Genomic DNA, 16,353 nt, shown 5'->3' with positions numbered 1-16,353 from the left:
GAAGCCTAGCGACAATTAAGAGCGGCGACGACAGAGGCCTAGCGAGAATTAAGGGCGACGACGTCTCGGAAAGATTCACTGGTTCGATTTCGCAGCTGCCCCTGACGACAGAATTGGGATATGGATCCCGTAGAACAGAACGTTGCAAACGCTTGGGGGAGCTTGCGTGTTTTCTGATGTCGCAGCCTTGCAGGCTGCCTTACTTAATAAAGAGCCGAAGTCGTTCGTCTCGCACCACATTTTCGAACCAATCCCTTTTGCTTTCAAAGATGACCTCGCCCTGTGGATTGAATGGAAACGCAAACTTGCGGACGCACTTGACGTCGATCCGCAAGATATCGTGATGACGGGAAGCGCGGCAGTTGGTTACAGCCTGAACCCGCACAACGATTTCAAGGCATTTGATAACGGTTCAGATTTTGATTGCGGTGTAGTTAGCAGCTACTACTTTGATATAGCCTGGCGGTATTTGAGGCAGTTGAGAGTCTCATGGCTTTCGCTCCCGCAGCCGACTAGAAATGCAATTACAAGCCATCGTAAGACTTACGTGTTTGCAGGGACCATTGCTGCCGATAAGATGCTTGGAATACTTCCGTTTGGCCAGACGTGGCAGGCGGCGCTTGATACAATGAGTCAGATCGATCCGACAAAAGGGCGAGACGTCAAGCTGCGTCTCTATAAGGACTTTGATTCTTTGCGATACTACCAAGCTAGCAATGTTGAGCGTTTGCGAGATTCGCTCGGCGGGCAGGCTGAGTCCGAACCAATCGGAAATAACGACAGCGACGACATATTGATTGAGGACGGCGAATGACCCAGCCTGATAACTTTCTCCATACGACACATCGAACAATTACGTGGTTTAAAAAGGCGTTCGCGAACAATGAGCTTGTTCTTGCCGCCCCTTTCCAACGGAATCCGGTTTGGACGAACCTTCAGAAATCATATTTGCTTGACACTGTTCTGAACGGGTTGCCGATACCTGAGCTTTATATGCAGGATCTTGTAAATGAGACCGGCGAAGAGAAGCATATCGTCGTCGATGGGCAGCAGCGTATACGAGCGGTCCTTGAGTATGTTCTAGCCACATTCTCGCTCGAGGGGAACGATGTTGCCAAAAATTGGCGCGGCTTAAAATTTGACGACCTGTCTGTCGACGACAAAAAAACTATCTTTAACTATAAGTTTGTCGTTCGTATTTTGCCACCGGAACTAAAAGAGGAGGACATCCGCCGGATTTTCGCAAGGTTGAATAAGAATGTTGTTGCACTGACGGACCAAGAGCTTCGGAACGCGACCTATTGGGGGCCGTTCATCAAGGCAATACAACATATGGCTGATGAGGATTCGTTCTGGGCCGACTGTGGAATTTTCTCCGCAAACGATCACCGACGTATGAACGATCACGAGTATATTAGCGAATTGGCTATTGCATATTTACATGGTCCTCAAAACAAAAAAGATCGGCTCGACCATTATTATCAGCTCTATGAAGAGCAGTTTGAAGATCGAGATAACCTTGTAAAATCTTTTAGCGCGGTCACGTCTGAAGTGGGGAGAATAATACCCAAATTAGCAGGGACTCGATGGAAGAAAAAATCGGACTTTTACACGATGTTTTTGGAATTGGCCGGACGAAAAGATAGGATTCCGTTCAATGAGGACAAGTTGCTGGAAATCTCAAACAACCTCATCACCTTCGGTCATAGAGTTGATAGTCTGCTCCGATTGGAAGAAAAGGATTGGGGTTCTCAGGACGCCAATGTGATTTCTTATGCGAGGAATGTCGCCCGAGCAGCCTCTGATCGCGCAAATCGCATCGCTCGCTCGGCGGCGTTCTCGCACTTCGTGTTTAAGGAAGAGCCAGTTCACACTCTGCCGGAGGCAAGCGAGGCGTCTGACGCAGTAGAGATTTTCATAGGCCTTAGCCCGCCAGAGGATCAAGATGGAGACTATGAGGTAGAGGGCACCACATCTTCTGAAGCCTCTGGATCGTCAGAAGCCTCTGGCCGATAGGAATGGGATCGCAGACTCTTTGACGTTTTCTCAAGTCAGGAAGGCGGTTCGCTGGACCGAATCCGTGAAAAGTCTGAATTGCCGGTTTGGCATTCAGACTACTGGCCACTTCTCAATCAGCAATTGACTGAGAAATGGCGCGAGTGACGGGGCTCGAACCCGCGACCTCCGGCGTGACAGGCCGGCACTCTAACCAACTGAGCTACACCCGCGCATGGACGAGCACGTGTCAGCCGTGTTCGTCGTTGGGGCGGTGGATAAGGGGTAACCCACCGGGTGTCAAGCGGACCCGGACAGCATAACAGCAAACAGGAGAAGGTTTTTTGACAAGCCGAACTTTGTTGCCGAAAGGCTCCCGGCCAAGCCACTCGCCGCTCATTTGGCCTTGCGAAGCCGGCCCTAACTGCTTAAAGGTCCGGCCCGGGGCGGGCGATTAGCTCAGTTGGTAGAGCGCTTCGTTTACACCGAAGATGTCGGCGGTTCGAGCCCGTCATCGCCCACCATTTTCCTCGATGTGTTCAGTTTGGGCTACACCGCTCAAGCTGATCGCCCAGGTGAGACGCGTCCGACCACTGTGCTACTCGGACTTTGGTCTGATTCAAACTGTCTTTCCGCAGGGACTTAAGTCTGATCTGCTTGCCTCTCATGAGGGAAACGATTGCCGAAAGCTACAACTTGCAGTATCTCAATTGCGTATGGGCATGGGCGGGAGCGAAAATATTCCTGGATGGCTTGCGAGTCATCTTCCGGACGATCCCGTGATCGCAGGAGATCTCGCGGATAAGATATCGAAGGAAGCTGAAAAAAACCGGCTTCCAGGCGAACGGGTTGTGAAGACAACCCGTAACGAAGAAGACACCTTCAAGAAAGAACAAGTCGAAGCTTATCCCGACGCCGCGGTTGCAGGAGTCTTTGCCAGCGGTTCATTCCTCGCCCTGTTGGTATTAGCCATTTATCTGCTTTATGTGCTCTCGATTGTGGCCGGGGGAACGGTCGTGGATGTTCCCTTGCCGCCCATACTGAACTAGTAGACGCTCCGCCAACACTCGGATTAGCCCCGCACCGTGTTGATGCTGGTGACTTTCGTGTCTGCGGTGGAGCACGCGACGAAGGTTTCGTTCCCGCGGCAAAGGTGTTCACGCGGGCAACTGGCTGCTGCAGAACGGCAGCATTGTACTTCCATAGGCCTCCCGGTTCTTTGCAACTTGGGCGATTGGCTTGTCGCAGATCAGCCTGCAATCGCCGGAGCGTGAGCAATCCGTTTCGCCACATAAACACAACGCTTTGATGAATCAGCGTCCTGCACCACCTCAAATCCAATCGCCTTGTAGAACCTTAGCGCGCCATCGTTCTCCGGCATGACTTCGAGGTGGATGCCGGTCGAGCCGCTCGCGGCAAGCCCCTGCTCGAGGAAGGCCATCGCGCGCCGGCCGATGCCTTTCCCGCGCGCCTGCGGCAACAGGTCGATATGGCCATGCGACGGATAGGCGGTCAGCGCAGGCGGAACAGCGAAATCGGGATGATGGACCCGATGCCGCGCCCAGTCGCTGCCGCGCCAGCGCGAGCTGTCGGGTCCGGGGTCTGCCACGCGCCGCTGAAGGTCGGGATACCAGTCTGATGCCAGGCTGGCATTGAAAGCGCCCGTATCGGCCGCGCCAAGCAGGTAGCCGGCCGCACCTGCGGGACTATCGATAATGAAGGCCAGCTCGGGTTCGAGCACCTGGTAGGGAATGGTGTAGAGGAGGCCGAGCAGGTCCGGGTCGTCCTCGCGGCCGCTGGCGTCCTTGCCGGCATCGCCGGTCTTGAGACAGATCATCGCAAGCGCTGCATGATCGGCGGTGGTCGCCCGGCGCAGGAAGAAACCGCCGCCGAAATCGACGATCATGGCGGCAGCAGCCGGAAATCCTTGCCCTCGGGCAAAAGCTGCCCGCCGTCGACGATAATGGTCGTGCCGGTGATGTAGCTGGCGTCGTCGGAGGCCAGGAACAGGAAGGCATTGGCCACGTCGCGCGGGCTGCCGAGGCGGCCGAGCGGGATGGCGTCTTCCATGTTCTTGATGAAGGCCGCACCGCGATGCTGCTCTATGCCTTCGGTGAGGATGTTGCCGGGCTCGACGCCGTTGACGGTGATGCCGTAGCCGGAGAATTCGAGCGCAGCCGAACGGATCAGCCCGTTGATGCCGGCCTTGGTCGCCGAATAATGGCCGTGGCCGGGACTGGTGACATGCGGGCCGGTGATCGAGGAGGTGAACAGCATGCGGCCAAAACGCTGTGCCTTCATCGGCACCAGCGCCGCGCGTGCGGCGACAAAGCTGCCGCGCAAATTCACCGCCATGACCCGGTCCCAATCGTCGGGACTGGTGTTTTCCAGCAATTGCCAGGGATAGATGCCGGCATTCTGGACCATGATGTCGAGCCGGCCGTGATGCGCTAGCGCCAGCGCCACGGCGGCTTGCGCATCGGCCATCTGTGAAATGTCGGTGTGTATGAAGGCGGCGCCGAGCTCGTCCGCAGTCGCTTGCCCGGCCTCAACCTCGGTATCGGCCAGGACAAGCGTCGCGCCCTCTTCGGCAAAGCGTTGTGCGATGCCCTTGCCGATGCCGCGCGCACTTCCGACGATCAGCGCGACCTTACCTTCCAGACGGCCGGTCATGCGAGCCTCTGGCGGATGGTTTGCTTGAAGGCGTCGAGCAGCACGGCGGCGAGGACGAGCAGGCCGTGGATCACCTGGGTGAAGTTGGCCGGCAGGCCCATCAAATTAATCGCCGTATTGATGGCGGAGAGCAGCAGCACGCCGGCATAGACACCGGGCAAGGTGCCGACGCCGCCCTTCAGGCTGACGCCACCGATGACGACCGCGGCGAAGGCGTTGAACAACAGGCCGACGCCCAGATTGGCGGTGGCGCCGGAGGTACGGATTGCCAGCAGCCAGCCGGCAAGGCCGGCGATGGCACCGGCGAGAACAAAGGCTATGACCAGGTTGCGATTGACGCGGATGCCGGCGCGGAACGTCGCCGTCTCGTTGCCGCCGATCATGACCAGGTGCCTGCCAAAGGGCGTCTTGGCCATGATCAGCGAGAACACCACGAAGCACGCAATGGCGATCCAGGCCGTCAACGGCAGGCCGCCCAGGCGCTGGATGCCGAACCAGCGGATTGCCGGCGCAAGGTCTTGTGCCGAGCGGCCACCGGAGATGACCAGCACCAGGCCGCGTACCCAGATGTAGGAGGCCAGCGTGATGATGAAGGCGCTCATCTTCACCCTGACCACCAGATAGCCGTTGAAAGCGCCGATGAGGGCGCCGACGGCAAGCGCGATGAGCAGCGAAACCGGAACCATCAGCCATTGCGGCTGCAACTGGATGCCAAGGCCGATGCCCGACGAGCAGAACAGGATGCCGACCGCCATGGCGCTGAGCGCCGCCACCGATTCGACCGACAGGTCCATATGGCCGGCGATGATGACCAGCGCCAAGCCGATCGACATGACGCCGAGCACGCTCGAGGCCTCGATGATGTTGGCGAAGATGCCGAGCTGAAAATAGTTCGGGATGAGGATGGAAAAGACCACCAGCACGAAGACCAGCATGAACCAGACAAGATTGTCGAGGATGAACTCGAGGGTTTGGCGCGTGCGAGGGTTCATCTGCGGATCCGGTTGGCGCATGACCCGAAGAACCACTCGGTCGTCGGAAAGATCAGGCGCGGTTGAAAATTGCTGCAGCATTCCCGTGCGCGTCCGTTTGAACGCACCGGGCTGCAGGGCTGGGCTCCGGGCCTGCGTGGCCCGGAGCTTCTGGCGAGTTCGCTATTCGACCGGCTTTATGGTTTCGGCCGGCGGCTTCATGTTGCCCCAGAAGGCTGGGTTATCGACATTTTCCTTGGTGATCGCAGCGCCGGGGATCTTGATGTTCGGCCCCCACGCTTCCTTGGTCAGGGTCGATTTCAGGCCAAGCACATCATATTCGCCGGGCTTGATCTCCTGCTTGTTGACCACCTTGTCCATGAACATGGCGACCGCCGCGGCCTGGGCGTAGAGCGGCTGCTCGACTTCGACATTGAGCCAGCCCTTGCGGATCAGGTCGAGGCCGACCGGAGCGCCGTTCGAACTCATCAGCATGACGTCGCCCGGTTTCTTGCCGGCGGCCTCGAGCGAGGCGACGGCAGCGACCGAAAGATGCGCGGCGTGGCTGAAGATCAGGTCGATGTCGGGGTTGGCGAGCAGCTGGTCGTTGACGATGGTCCCGGCTGCATCCGCCGCCCATTGCATGGCCGGCAGCGAGATGATCTTGACGTCCGGGAACGCCTTCATCTTCTCCTCGAAACCCTTCTGGATATCGAGCGTATAGGGATCGCCCGGATCGCCGAGCACCTGCAGGATCTTGCCTTTCACCGAGCCGTTCTTCGCGGTCAGGAGTTTTTGCGCCTGGTCGGCGGCGACGTAGCCGATCTCGACGGTTCCGGCCACCGAGGTGAAGTCGGACGGCGTCGAGGTGATCTGGCGGTCGAACTCGACGACCGGGATGCCGGCGGCACGGGCGGCCTCGATCGACGGTTTCAGCGCATTGAAATCGACGGCGGCAAGGATGATCGCCGCCGGCTTGAGCGCGATGACGTCGTTCATCTGCGATTGCTGAGCGTCGGTCTTATTGTCGGCGTTCAGCGTCTTCATCTCGTAGCCGACCTGCTTCAGGAACAATTCCAGCGCGCTCACCGAGCCGGTCTGGAACTCATCGAGCAGTGTCGGCACCATGTAGTAGACGGTGCCCTTGGACTGAGCGAATGCCGGCGTGAGCGTGGCAAAGGCCAGTGCCAGGATACCGAAGACGGAAAGAAGTATTTTCTTCATGTCGTTCGCTCCTCTTGCGCCGGACCCCTCATTTGTCCCTCAGCTCGCCGGTCCGGCACCGGCAAGCGTCTCTCCGGTGATCATGTTGATCACCGCGTCGGGACTTGTTTTGTTGCGTGCGACATCGCCAGCCACGACGCCTTGCCGGATCACCACGATCCGGTCGGCGACCTGGAAGGCCTGTTGCATGATATGGGTGATGATGACGACGCCGATACCCTGGCTCGCCACCTGGCGGATCATGTCGAGGCCGCGCCGCGTCTGCTCGACGCCGAGCGCTGCGAACGGCTCGTCGAGAAGCACCAACTTGCCGCCAAAATGCACGAACCGGTTGAGCTCGATGGCCTGCCGCTGACCGCCGGAGAGGTGCTCGACATTGGTGCGAAGCGAGGGAATGCGGGTGCCGGCGCTGGCCAACGCCTTTTGCACCACCTGCTCCATGGCGCGCTCGTCGAGCACCGGAATGCCGAGAACCTTCCTGGTGATCTCGCGGCCCATGAAGAAATTGGCGACCACGTCGACATTGGTGCAAAGCGACAGGTCCTGGTAGACGGTCTCGATCCCCGCGGCCTTGGCCTCGGCGGGGGATTTGGCGAGGAATTCCTTGCCTTCGAACAGCATGCGGCCGGAGGTCGGCTCGAGCCCGCCGGCAATGATCTTGACCAGCGTCGATTTGCCGGCGCCGTTGTCGCCGAGCAGCGCCACCACTTCGCCCTTGCCGATAGAAAAGCTGATGCCTTTCAGTGCTTCGATGGCACCGTAATTCTTGGCAACGTTATCGAGCACCAGCAGCGGTTCGCTCATGCCGCGATCCCCTTGTTATGCAAGAGATCCCGCCCGCGTTCGCGTTCGGCGGTGAAGATCTGGCCGAAGCGTGGCGAAAGCACCCCTGAGACGGCAAGCGCTGCGGCGCCGCGCAACACCGCATGCTGGCCGCCGCGCGCGACGCTGACGCGGGGCGTCGTGCGGTCGCTTCGCGCCGAGACCGAGTTGGGCAGGTGCGCAGCTGCGCCGGCCAGTCTTTCGAGCAGGTCGGTGGACGCCAGCCCGCCAAGGATGATGGTTTCGGGGTCGAACAGGTTTTCGATGATGGTGATGGCGTTGCGGAAGATCGGCGCGATCTCGCTCACCCAGTCGGCGTCGGCGACGTTGCGGCGCCGCAGCGCCTCGAGCGAAAGATACCGTTCGAGGCAGCCGCGATTGCCGCACGGGCAGGGCTCGCCGCCCGGCACCACGGGAATGTGGCCGATTTCGCCGGCATTGCCCCAGGCGCCGCGCAATGCGGCTCCGTCATGCACCATGACGCCGCCGAGGCCGACACCGAAATAGAGATAGTAATATTCGGAATAGGCCGTGCCGAGGCCATAGAGGCGCTCGCCGATGGCAGCCGCCGCCATGTCGGTTTCGAAAAAGGCCGGCAGCCCGGTCGAGGCGGCCAGCCGCTCGCGCAGCGCCACATCCTTCCAGCCGGTCATGGTGGTCGGACCGACAAAGCTCATGGACTCCACGCCAAACGGCCCGGGCAACGCCATGCCGATGCCGAGGACGCGGCCACCGGGCCGCAGTGCTGTCAATTCGAGTACCATGGCGCCGATCAGCTCGAAGGCGTGGTCGGGCGTTGCATTTGGGGCCTCGCGGTAGCTGCTCTCGATGACATCGCCGCTGAGGTTGATCAGCGCGGCATTGATGCCCAGCGGGGTGACGTGAATGCCGACGGCATAGCCGCCTTCCGGATTGATCCGCAGCGTTGCCGGGGGCAGGCCGCGCCCCTTGGGCTCTTCGCGCAACGACAGCACGTAACCGTGCTCTTCCAGCTCGCGAACGATGGTCGACACCGTCTGCACGGTGAGCCCGACCCGCCTGGCAATGTCGCCGCGGGCGATCGGCCCGTGAAGGCGGATGGATTCGAGCACGATGCGCCGATTATACGGCCGCCCGAACTCCTGATTGGTTCCCCGCAGTGCCATGCCTTGTGCCCTCGAGAGAGGCCAGACTGGCACTGAAGATTTATTCAGTCAAATGGAATTCAAAAATAAATTTACAGCCCGCGCCTGGCGGATGGCCGCTCGACGGAATGGTCAATAGCGGATGGCACGGCGCTCCAGCAGAACCACGATTGCGAACATCGCGATCGACAAGGACGACGACAGCACGATCGCCGCATAGAGCCGGTCCGACTGATAGTTGAAGGTCGCCTGGATGATGAGCGCGCCGAGGCCCTTATCCGACCCGATCCACTCGCCGACAATGGCGCCGATCACGGCCGTGGCCGAAGCGATTCTCAGCGAGGAGAACAGCATCGGCAATGCTCTTGGCAGGCGCAGGCTCCAGAAGATCTCCCAGCGCGTAGCCGATAGCACCCGGAACAGTTCGTGCTCGTTGTCGCTGGCCGAGTCCAGCCCGCGAATCATGTTGACCAGCGTCGGGAAGAAGCAGATCACCGCCGCGATCACGATCTTCGGCGTCATGCCGAGCCCGAAGATCAGGATGATGATCGGCGACAGCGCCAGGATGGGAATGGTGTTGAAGAACAGCACGATCGGAAAATAGGCGGCCTGCAGGATGCGGCTGTGCACGAACAGCACCGCCAGCAGCACACCGGCAAAATTGCCGATGACAAATCCCGCCAGCGCCTCGATCAGCGTCGGCCAGAGATTGCTGAGTAGCAAAGCAAGACTCTTCCGGAACACGCCTGATATGGCCGTCGGCGTCGGTACGATATAGGCCGGCACGCCGAGCCATGGCAACAGGAACTGCCAGGCGAGCAGGATCGAGGCCGCGCCAAAAACGGGCAGGGCGACGGCCAGCGCCGATGGCAAGGGCGCCTGCCTCATGAGGCCTGTTCCAGCGCGCCGCGCAGTTCGGCCATCGCGGCAACGATCGCCGGATCCTCGCGCGAACAGCGGTTGCCTGCCTGCTTGAACGGCCGCATGTCGAGGTCTCTGGCCAGGCGGCCCGGATTGGCGGCGAGAACGATGACCCGTTCTCCGAGATAGGCGGCTTCGGCGATCGAATGAGTAACGAAAAGGATGGTCGCGCCGGTGCGCCGCCACAACGACAAAAGCTCGTCGTTGAGGCGGTCGCGGGTGATCTCGTCCAGCGCACCGAAGGGCTCGTCCATCAAAAGCAGCCTGGGTTGCCCGAGCAGTGACCGGGCGATCGCCACGCGCTGGCGCTGGCCGCCGGACAATTGGTGCGGCAGACGCTCACCGAACCCGGCAAGCCCCATCAGATCAAGCAGCTCGTCGGTTCGATCGTCTATTGTCCGGGTAAGCCGGCCTTGTCCGACATCGAGCGGCAGGCGGACGTTGTCGCGCACGGTGCGCCAGGGCAGCAGGGTCGAGTCCTGGAAGACGAAACCGACATCGCGCCGCGAACGGACAGCATGCGGTGTGTCGCCAAGCACGCTGATCGAGCCGCCGAGCGGATCGAGCAAGTCGGCCACCACCCTGAGGAACGTCGACTTGCCGCATCCCGAAGGTCCAAGGATCGACAGGAAGGAGCCGGCCTCGACCGACAGGTCGAGACCGGAGAGCACTTTCACCACCGGCTGCCGGCCGCTATAGCCGACATCCAGCCTGCGGGCCTCGATCGCGTTCGCCATCAAGCCGCGGGCGCGTCGAGCTTGGGTCGGTCGGCGGCCGACAATTCGAGTATCTTGGTGGTGTAGACATCGGCTGCCGCGGGCCGGCCGTTCGGGTATTGGCCGACCTTGTCCAGCAGCGCCAGCTGCTCCTCGATCGAGGCGGGATCGAAGGTTCCCCATCCGTCCTTGGCGGTTGCACCGTCAAAGGAGAGTTTCAGCACCAGATTGATCGTCTTCTGCTCCCAGCCAAGGTCCATTTCCGGATAGGCTTCGACCATCTTCTTGACTGCTTCCTGCGGATTGGCGTGCACCCAGCCCCAGCCCTTGGCGACGGCGCCGATGAATTTCGCCAGCATTTCCGCATCCTGTTCGATCGCTGTGTCGGTAGCGAAATAGACGTCGGCATAGGAGTTCAGCCCGAGATCGCGCACCAGAAGATCGATCCGGTCGTCGCCGACGACGCTCAGCGCCTGGGTGTTGGTGATCCATCCGCCAATCGCGTCGACGTCGCCGCGCACCAGCGGCGCCTTGTCGAAGCCGACATTGACGACGGTGACCTCGGACGGATCAATACCGTTCTTGGCCAGGATCTCATCGATGACGAAGCGCGCCGTCGGCTGGATGCCGATCTTCTTTCCCTTGAGATCGGCCACGCCGCGGATCGGCTTGGCAGGCTTCGAAGTGAAGGCATAGGGACCGGTGCGGAAGCCGCAGGCGATGATCTTCACGGGCACGCCGCTGGCACGCGCCGCGTAGAGCTGCGGCGTTTCGGAAAACTGGCCGAGTTGTGCGGCGCCCGAAATCACCGGCGGCACCGTCGCCGCATTGGGACCGCCCGGGCTGAATTCCACCTCGAGGCCCACCTCCTTGAAATAGCCGTTGGCGACGGCTGCGATGTCGCCGATCTGTCCGTTGGACATCAGCCAATCATACTGGATGACGACCTTTCCGGCAGCCTTGGCGCCCGGCGTCAGCACGAGCTGCATACCGGCCGAAGCTGCCGCGACGGCGGCGAAGCCGGCTTTCACGAAGCTGCGGCGGTTCATGTCGTAGTCTCTGTTCCCACTCATTTTTCGCTCCTGTTGCAAGACGTTCTCGTCTCTTCATTGCGCGCCGTTCCCGTGGCGCGGCGTCGTCTACGGCTGTTCGTCGTGATAGTCGCCGGGGCCGCCGTCGAGCCAGGCGTATAGTTCCCAAAGCGTGTCGTCGGGATCGGTGAAATATGCGCAGCGCGCGTTCCAGACATAATCCTCCGGCGGGCCGTAGAAGGGCACGCCCTTGGCTGCCAGTTCGCCATGGAGCCGGTCGATCTCGCCGGGCGCGTCTAGCCTGACCGCCACGCAGACCTTGTGCGCCTGGCGCGGCGACCTCAACTTCGAGACGCCGGTGTGCCGGTTGATGTGATCGATCTCCCACGCCGCCAGCGTGACGCCCTCGCCATGAAAGTCGGCAAAGCCCTCGGCGCGACGCCGCAGGCGGAAGCCGAGTTTTTCGACATAGAATTCAACCGTCCGCTCGATATTTTCGACGAGCAGGCAGACGTCCGAAATCGCATATGCGCTTCCGACCGGCATGGCTACCTCCCTGTGCTGTGCGCGGCGCGCGATGCTGGCAGTTTGACGCCGACGCGGTCGGCGGCGCCGACGATGTGGGCGCGCATCGCCGCCTCGGCGGCCGTGGGATCGCCCGCGACCAGCGCCTCGTAGATGCGCACATGCTCCCCGACATTGACTTCGACCAGGTCGTGCAGCGGATTGGTGAGGCGCGCGTAGTGGATCGAGCGGCGGATCTGCTCGCAAACGAAGGAGATAAAGGTGTGGATGTAATTGTTGCCGGTCGCCCGTGCGATCTCGCGATGGAACAAAAGGTCGGCGTCGATGCTGCCTTCTTCCCAGCGCTCCTCGCCGCTCATCCGGTCTAGCGCCGCCTTGATTGCGTCGAGGTGCTCCTGCCCGCGCCGTTCGGCGGCGAGCGCAGCTGACTCGGCTTCCAGTATGCAACGCAGCTCGAACAGCCGCTCCATATTCCCGGTCGCTTTCAGCGCCTCGCCATCGATCCGGATCGAGGCGCGCTGCTCCGGCGCCAGCACGAAGGCGCCGACGCCTTGCCGGGCTTCGATCATGCCATCGGCCCTGAGTTGAGCGATCGCCTCGCGCACCACATTGCGACTGACGCCGAATTTTTCCGAGAGCTGCTGCTCGGTCGGCAGCCGCGTGCCCGGATTGAGGTCGCCGGATTCGATCTCGCGGCTGAGGAATGCGGCGACGCGATGCGGCAGCGCCTCCACCGTGCCGATAGCGGCCAGTCTTTGCTTCATGGAAAGGTCTCCGTCGATGGCAGAAGGCAGCCGGGATTCATCAATCCCTGAGGGTCGATCGTTGTTTTGAGGGCCGTGACGAGCCGGCGATGGGCAGGCGCCAGGCCGGCCCAGAAAGTGCGATGACGGGTGCGGCCGATACCGTGCTCGGCGCTGATCGAGCCGCCAAGCGCGCCGACGATCTGGTAGAGTCCGGCGGTGATCTCCGCGCCCTGGGCACGAGCTTCACCCTCGGCGAGCCCAAGCGGTGGCAGCACGTTGAAATGGATGTTGCCGTCGCCGGCATGACCATAGGCCTGCGGCAGCCAACCAGGATGTTCCAGCGCCACCAATTGGCGGGCCTGATCGATGAGGGCAGGGATGTCCGATATCCTGACCGCAAGGTCGGTGCGCACATGGTAGCCGCGTCTTGCCTGGCCCTCGACCAGCCCTTCGCGGATCGCCCAGAAGGCCCTGGCCTGTGCGACGCTTTCAGCAAGGACGGCCTCGGCAACCAGACCGCTCTCAATGGCTCCGGCCAGGAAATCGACCAGCATGGAGCGCAGATCGACCGTAGCACTTGCGGAGAGTTCGATCAGCACGTGGACGGGAGCTTCGACCGGCGAAACGATGTTGGCATCGATCAAGCGCGCGAGCGCGATGCACTCCGATCCAATGATCTCGAAGGCCGAAATCAGATCGGATGAGGCCCGGCGAGCCTGCCGGAACAGGGTGATGGCCGCTTCGAACGAAACGAGACCGACATAAGCGGTCTCGACCCGGGCCGGTTTCGGAAACAGCTTGAGCTCGACGCCGGTGATGATGCCGAGCGTTCCTTCGCTGCCGATGAAGAGCTGCTTCAGGTCGTAGCCTCGATTGTCCTTGCGCAGGCCGGAAAAGCCGCTCCACAACTCGCCATCGGGCAGGACGACTTCGAGGCCGAGGATGATATCGCGCGCCATGCCATAGCGCAGCACGTTGGTGCCGCCGGCATTGCTGGCCGCATTGCCGCCGATCTGGCAGCTTCCCTGCGCGCCGAGCGCCAGCGGAAACAGGCAATCCTCTGCTTCTGCCGCATCCTTGATGTGCTGCAGGATGCAGCCGGCATCGACCTGCAGGACGAAATTGTCGGCGTCGACGAGACGGATGCCGTTCAACCGCTCCAGACTGACGACCACCGCGCCCCGGGAGTCGATGTCGATTGCACCCGCCACCAGCCCCGTGTTCCCGCCCTGTGGGATGATTCCGAGCCCGAGCGTGCCGCAGAGCCGCGCCACAGCCTGGACTTCGCTGACGGAAGCAGGCTTCAGCACCGCAAGGGCTCCGCCGCGATGATCCCCGGACCAGTCCAAAAGGTATTTCGCCATGCCGGCAGCGTCGGCGGTCACGCCGCTTTGTCCGACAGCGCCCTCCAGAGCATTCAGAATTTCAGGCGGGATACCATGAACGGTCATTACAAGCCTGCTGGACTGAGGCATAGGCTTATACATATCATCCTACAACTGCGTCGGAGTCAACGCTGTGGGGCAGAGGCCCTCAAGGGCTGGAGCCGAATGTTTGCTGGGGAGAATAGAGCGAAGGGCGATCGCCCGAGGATACTTAGGTGAGGCCGCCTTGGCCTGGCTGCGCCGGCCCGATGCCGCTCAATTGCTGGGTTGTCTGAGGAGCAGCCCGGCTCCTAGAGATACCGCTCGACCTTCTTGCCGACGGCCAAAAACCGCAGCGGGTCGATCGCCTCGCCATTGTGGCGAACCTCGTAGTGCAGATGCGGGCCGGTCGAGCGGCCGCTGTTGCCGGTCTTGCCGATGATGTCCCCGGCATCGAGCTTCTGGCCGACGGCGACGTCGATTTTGCTGAGATGTCCGTAACGCGTCACAAAACCGTTGCCGTGGTCGACCTCGACCATGCGGCCGTAGCCGCCGTTCCAGCCGGCCTTGACGACGACGCCGGCTGCCGTGACCTTGGCCGGCATGCCGACCGGCGCCCTGAAATCCATGCCGGAATGCAAGGCGGCCGTGCCGAGGATGGGGTCGGTGCGCACGCCGAACGGGCTGGTGACGCTATGGCCGGGGGCGGGGTTGGCGAGCGGCAGCCGGCGCGCCTCCTTTTTCAGATGATCCAGCGCGTCAAGCGCCTCGTCCAACTCCTTGACCTTGCTGTCAAAGACCAACGAACTGTCGAGCGGTATCAGCGGGCCGCCGACATCGCTCTTTTCGAATTCGCTGTCGACCGGCAGGCCGGCGGCCTCGAGCGCCTGCGAGATCGCGTCGGCGCTCTTGTAGGCATTGTCGGCAAGTGCCGCGATGCGGGTGAGCTGCTGGCTCTCGATGGTCTTCAGCGAGTTGTTGATCGAAACGAAGAGCTTGTCTGCCCGGTCGGCCGCGCTTTCACTCGGCAGCGGATTGGCGCGGGTCGACCACAGCGAGAACGGCCTCGTGTCGTCGCTGGCAAGGGGGGCAGCAATGCTGGCGACGGAGTAGGCCATCGGCTGGGCGATGCTGCCGGTCGCGTCGGCGTGTTCGTCCGGCTTTGCCGTCGGCACGGGCGGCGTTGCGACCTCATTTTCGGCTCGTTCGAGGATCGGGCCGAGGCGGCCGTGACGCAGGCTGAGCTGGCTCTGCCGTTCCAGCAACTCGCTGACCTTGGTTTCCATCAGCTGCTGATCAAGAAGCTGGCGGCTGGTGATGCGGTCGACCTGGCCGCGCAATGCCGAGATGCGGTCTTCATAGGCCTGCTGCATGCGCGCCTGCCGCGCCGTCGTGGCGCCGATCAGGCCGTCGCGCAGCACCAGATAAGAGGTCGCCAGCAGGTAGCCAATGACGATCGCCGCCAGCGCCGAGCCGCAAAATGCGGCCAGCCACGGACGTATGGTGAAATGCCTTATCTGGTCACCCCGGGCGATGATGACGGTGTGGGGCTCTCTGCGTCTGCCGAAGACCGCTGACTGACTGGCTACGTTCACGGGACCAAGCTTTCGTTACGACACCAACGACGAGCCTGATTACACATTATTAGGGTTAACAAAGTTTTGCCGGACCGAACGACGGGCAAAGGTATTCGCGCAAAACGGGCATCGAATTGTAGCGGCGTGCCGCAGCTCTCAAAGGGCGCGAACCGCCTCCAGCACCGCTTCGGCGTGGCCTTTGACGCGGACGTTACGCCAGATCCTGGCGATGCGTCCGTCCCGGCCGACCAGGAACGTCGCCCGCTCGACGCCCATATAAATGCGGCCGTAGAGCTTCTTTTCGACCCACAAATGGTAGGCCTCGATCACCTTGCGCTCTTCGTCGGCGACCAGGTCGATGCTCAGATCGTATTTCGCCTTGAACTTGTCGTGCTTCTTGACGCTGTCCGGCGACAGCCCGATGACGACAGCGCCGGCCTTTTCGAATTCCGGCTTCAACTGCGAAAAGCCGATCGCCTCGCTGGTGCAGCTTGTGGTGTCGTCCTGTGGGTAGAAATAGAGTACGATGGGTTTTCCCAGCAATGCGGCGAGGCTGAGTGAACCGCCGCCGTCGCGCGGAAGATCGAATTGCGGCGCAACATCGCCCACGTCGAGGTCAGCCATACCGATGCCCTTGTTTGAGGTTACGCGCCAGGCTGCATCG

General features: G+C 61.4%; 17 protein-coding genes and 2 tRNA genes. 4 read left to right on the top strand and 15 right to left on the bottom strand.

What is annotated here, in order from left to right; all coding sequences use genetic code 11:
• Nucleotides 1–166 precede the first annotated feature (166 nt).
• Together NKJ93_RS04250 and NKJ93_RS04245 are read left to right on the top strand one after the other, a co-directional pair.
• Nucleotides 167–814: a hypothetical protein gene (locus NKJ93_RS04250; RefSeq protein ID WP_352495332.1), complete on the top strand. Its 648-nt coding sequence runs from the start codon at nucleotides 167–169 to the stop codon at nucleotides 812–814.
• The gene (locus NKJ93_RS04245) at nucleotides 811–2,016 is read left to right on the top strand and encodes a GmrSD restriction endonuclease domain-containing protein (RefSeq protein WP_352495333.1); all 1,206 of its coding nucleotides are present in this window, start codon (nucleotides 811–813) and stop codon (nucleotides 2,014–2,016) included. The genes NKJ93_RS04250 and NKJ93_RS04245 overlap by 4 nt, the downstream gene beginning before the upstream one ends.
• A gap of 135 nt (nucleotides 2,017–2,151) precedes the next feature.
• On the opposite strand, the gene NKJ93_RS04240 is transcribed toward NKJ93_RS04245, so the two are convergent.
• Nucleotides 2,152–2,228: transfer RNA gene (locus NKJ93_RS04240), tRNA-Asp, on the bottom strand.
• Between the two features lie 215 nt (nucleotides 2,229–2,443).
• On the opposite strand from NKJ93_RS04240, the gene NKJ93_RS04235 reads away from it, so the two are divergent.
• Both NKJ93_RS04235 and NKJ93_RS04230 read left to right on the top strand, forming a co-directional pair.
• Nucleotides 2,444–2,519: transfer RNA gene (locus tag NKJ93_RS04235), tRNA-Val, on the top strand.
• Nucleotides 2,520–2,717: 198 nt separating this feature from the next.
• Nucleotides 2,718–3,044: a hypothetical protein gene (locus tag NKJ93_RS04230; RefSeq protein ID WP_352515772.1), complete on the top strand. Its 327-nt coding sequence runs from the start codon at nucleotides 2,718–2,720 to the stop codon at nucleotides 3,042–3,044.
• A 200-nt stretch (nucleotides 3,045–3,244) separates the two neighbouring features.
• Here the strand turns inward: NKJ93_RS04230 and NKJ93_RS04225 are convergent, their stop codons facing one another.
• From NKJ93_RS04225 to NKJ93_RS04160, 14 genes are all read right to left on the bottom strand, one after another.
• A complete protein-coding gene (locus NKJ93_RS04225; RefSeq protein WP_352495335.1) occupies nucleotides 3,245–3,901 on the bottom strand; it encodes a GNAT family N-acetyltransferase in 657 nt (218 codons plus the stop codon).
• Complete coding sequence (locus NKJ93_RS04220) at nucleotides 3,898–4,668, bottom strand: SDR family oxidoreductase (RefSeq protein WP_352495336.1); 771 nt, start codon at nucleotides 4,666–4,668, stop codon at nucleotides 3,898–3,900. The genes NKJ93_RS04225 and NKJ93_RS04220 overlap by 4 nt, the downstream gene beginning before the upstream one ends.
• Entirely contained in the window at nucleotides 4,665–5,660 is a 996-nt protein-coding gene (locus tag NKJ93_RS04215) for an ABC transporter permease (RefSeq protein ID WP_352495337.1), read from the bottom strand. The genes NKJ93_RS04220 and NKJ93_RS04215 overlap by 4 nt, the downstream gene beginning before the upstream one ends.
• 162 nt (nucleotides 5,661–5,822) lie before the next feature.
• Nucleotides 5,823–6,863 carry a sugar ABC transporter substrate-binding protein gene (locus NKJ93_RS04210; protein ID WP_352481191.1) on the bottom strand — a complete coding sequence of 347 codons (1,041 nt, stop codon included), beginning with the start codon at nucleotides 6,861–6,863 and terminating at the stop codon, nucleotides 5,823–5,825.
• 39 nt (nucleotides 6,864–6,902) lie between these two features.
• On the bottom strand, nucleotides 6,903–7,667 hold the full coding sequence (locus NKJ93_RS04205) for an ATP-binding cassette domain-containing protein (RefSeq protein WP_023717343.1): 765 nt from the start codon (nucleotides 7,665–7,667) through the stop codon (nucleotides 6,903–6,905).
• A complete protein-coding gene (locus NKJ93_RS04200; protein ID WP_352495338.1) occupies nucleotides 7,664–8,830 on the bottom strand; it encodes an ROK family transcriptional regulator in 1,167 nt (388 codons plus the stop codon). Before NKJ93_RS04200 ends, NKJ93_RS04205 begins: the two co-directional genes overlap by 4 nt.
• A 111-nt stretch (nucleotides 8,831–8,941) precedes the next feature.
• On the bottom strand, nucleotides 8,942–9,697 hold the full coding sequence (locus NKJ93_RS04195; RefSeq protein WP_023717344.1) for an ABC transporter permease: 756 nt from the start codon (nucleotides 9,695–9,697) through the stop codon (nucleotides 8,942–8,944).
• The gene (locus tag NKJ93_RS04190; protein ID WP_023717345.1) at nucleotides 9,694–10,467 is read right to left on the bottom strand and encodes an ABC transporter ATP-binding protein; all 774 of its coding nucleotides are present in this window, start codon (nucleotides 10,465–10,467) and stop codon (nucleotides 9,694–9,696) included. The genes NKJ93_RS04195 and NKJ93_RS04190 overlap by 4 nt, the downstream gene beginning before the upstream one ends.
• Nucleotides 10,467–11,495 (bottom strand): ABC transporter substrate-binding protein, encoded by a 1,029-nt coding sequence (locus tag NKJ93_RS04185; RefSeq protein ID WP_352481311.1) that lies wholly within the window; start codon nucleotides 11,493–11,495, stop codon nucleotides 10,467–10,469. The genes NKJ93_RS04190 and NKJ93_RS04185 overlap by 1 nt, the downstream gene beginning before the upstream one ends.
• 90 nt (nucleotides 11,496–11,585) lie before the next feature.
• On the bottom strand, nucleotides 11,586–12,023 hold the full coding sequence (locus NKJ93_RS04180) for a VOC family protein (RefSeq protein WP_352587751.1): 438 nt from the start codon (nucleotides 12,021–12,023) through the stop codon (nucleotides 11,586–11,588).
• A gap of 2 nt (nucleotides 12,024–12,025) precedes the next feature.
• A complete protein-coding gene (locus NKJ93_RS04175; protein ID WP_352481187.1) occupies nucleotides 12,026–12,766 on the bottom strand; it encodes a FadR/GntR family transcriptional regulator in 741 nt (246 codons plus the stop codon).
• On the bottom strand, nucleotides 12,763–14,199 hold the full coding sequence (locus NKJ93_RS04170) for an FAD-binding oxidoreductase (RefSeq protein ID WP_352587748.1): 1,437 nt from the start codon (nucleotides 14,197–14,199) through the stop codon (nucleotides 12,763–12,765). The genes NKJ93_RS04175 and NKJ93_RS04170 overlap by 4 nt, the downstream gene beginning before the upstream one ends.
• 224 nt (nucleotides 14,200–14,423) lie before the next feature.
• Nucleotides 14,424–15,707 (bottom strand): M23 family metallopeptidase, encoded by a 1,284-nt coding sequence (locus NKJ93_RS04165; protein WP_352587744.1) that lies wholly within the window; start codon nucleotides 15,705–15,707, stop codon nucleotides 14,424–14,426.
• Between the two features lie 138 nt (nucleotides 15,708–15,845).
• A complete protein-coding gene (locus tag NKJ93_RS04160) occupies nucleotides 15,846–16,313 on the bottom strand; it encodes a peroxiredoxin (protein WP_023717351.1) in 468 nt (155 codons plus the stop codon).
• Between the last annotated feature and the right edge of the window lie 40 nt (nucleotides 16,314–16,353).

Origin of the sequence: Mesorhizobium sp. M0028 (assembly GCF_040323855.1) — a bacterium.
Classification (GTDB): Bacteria; Pseudomonadota; Alphaproteobacteria; order Rhizobiales; family Rhizobiaceae; genus Mesorhizobium.
This window is presented reverse-complemented; position numbering and strand designations above follow the sequence as displayed.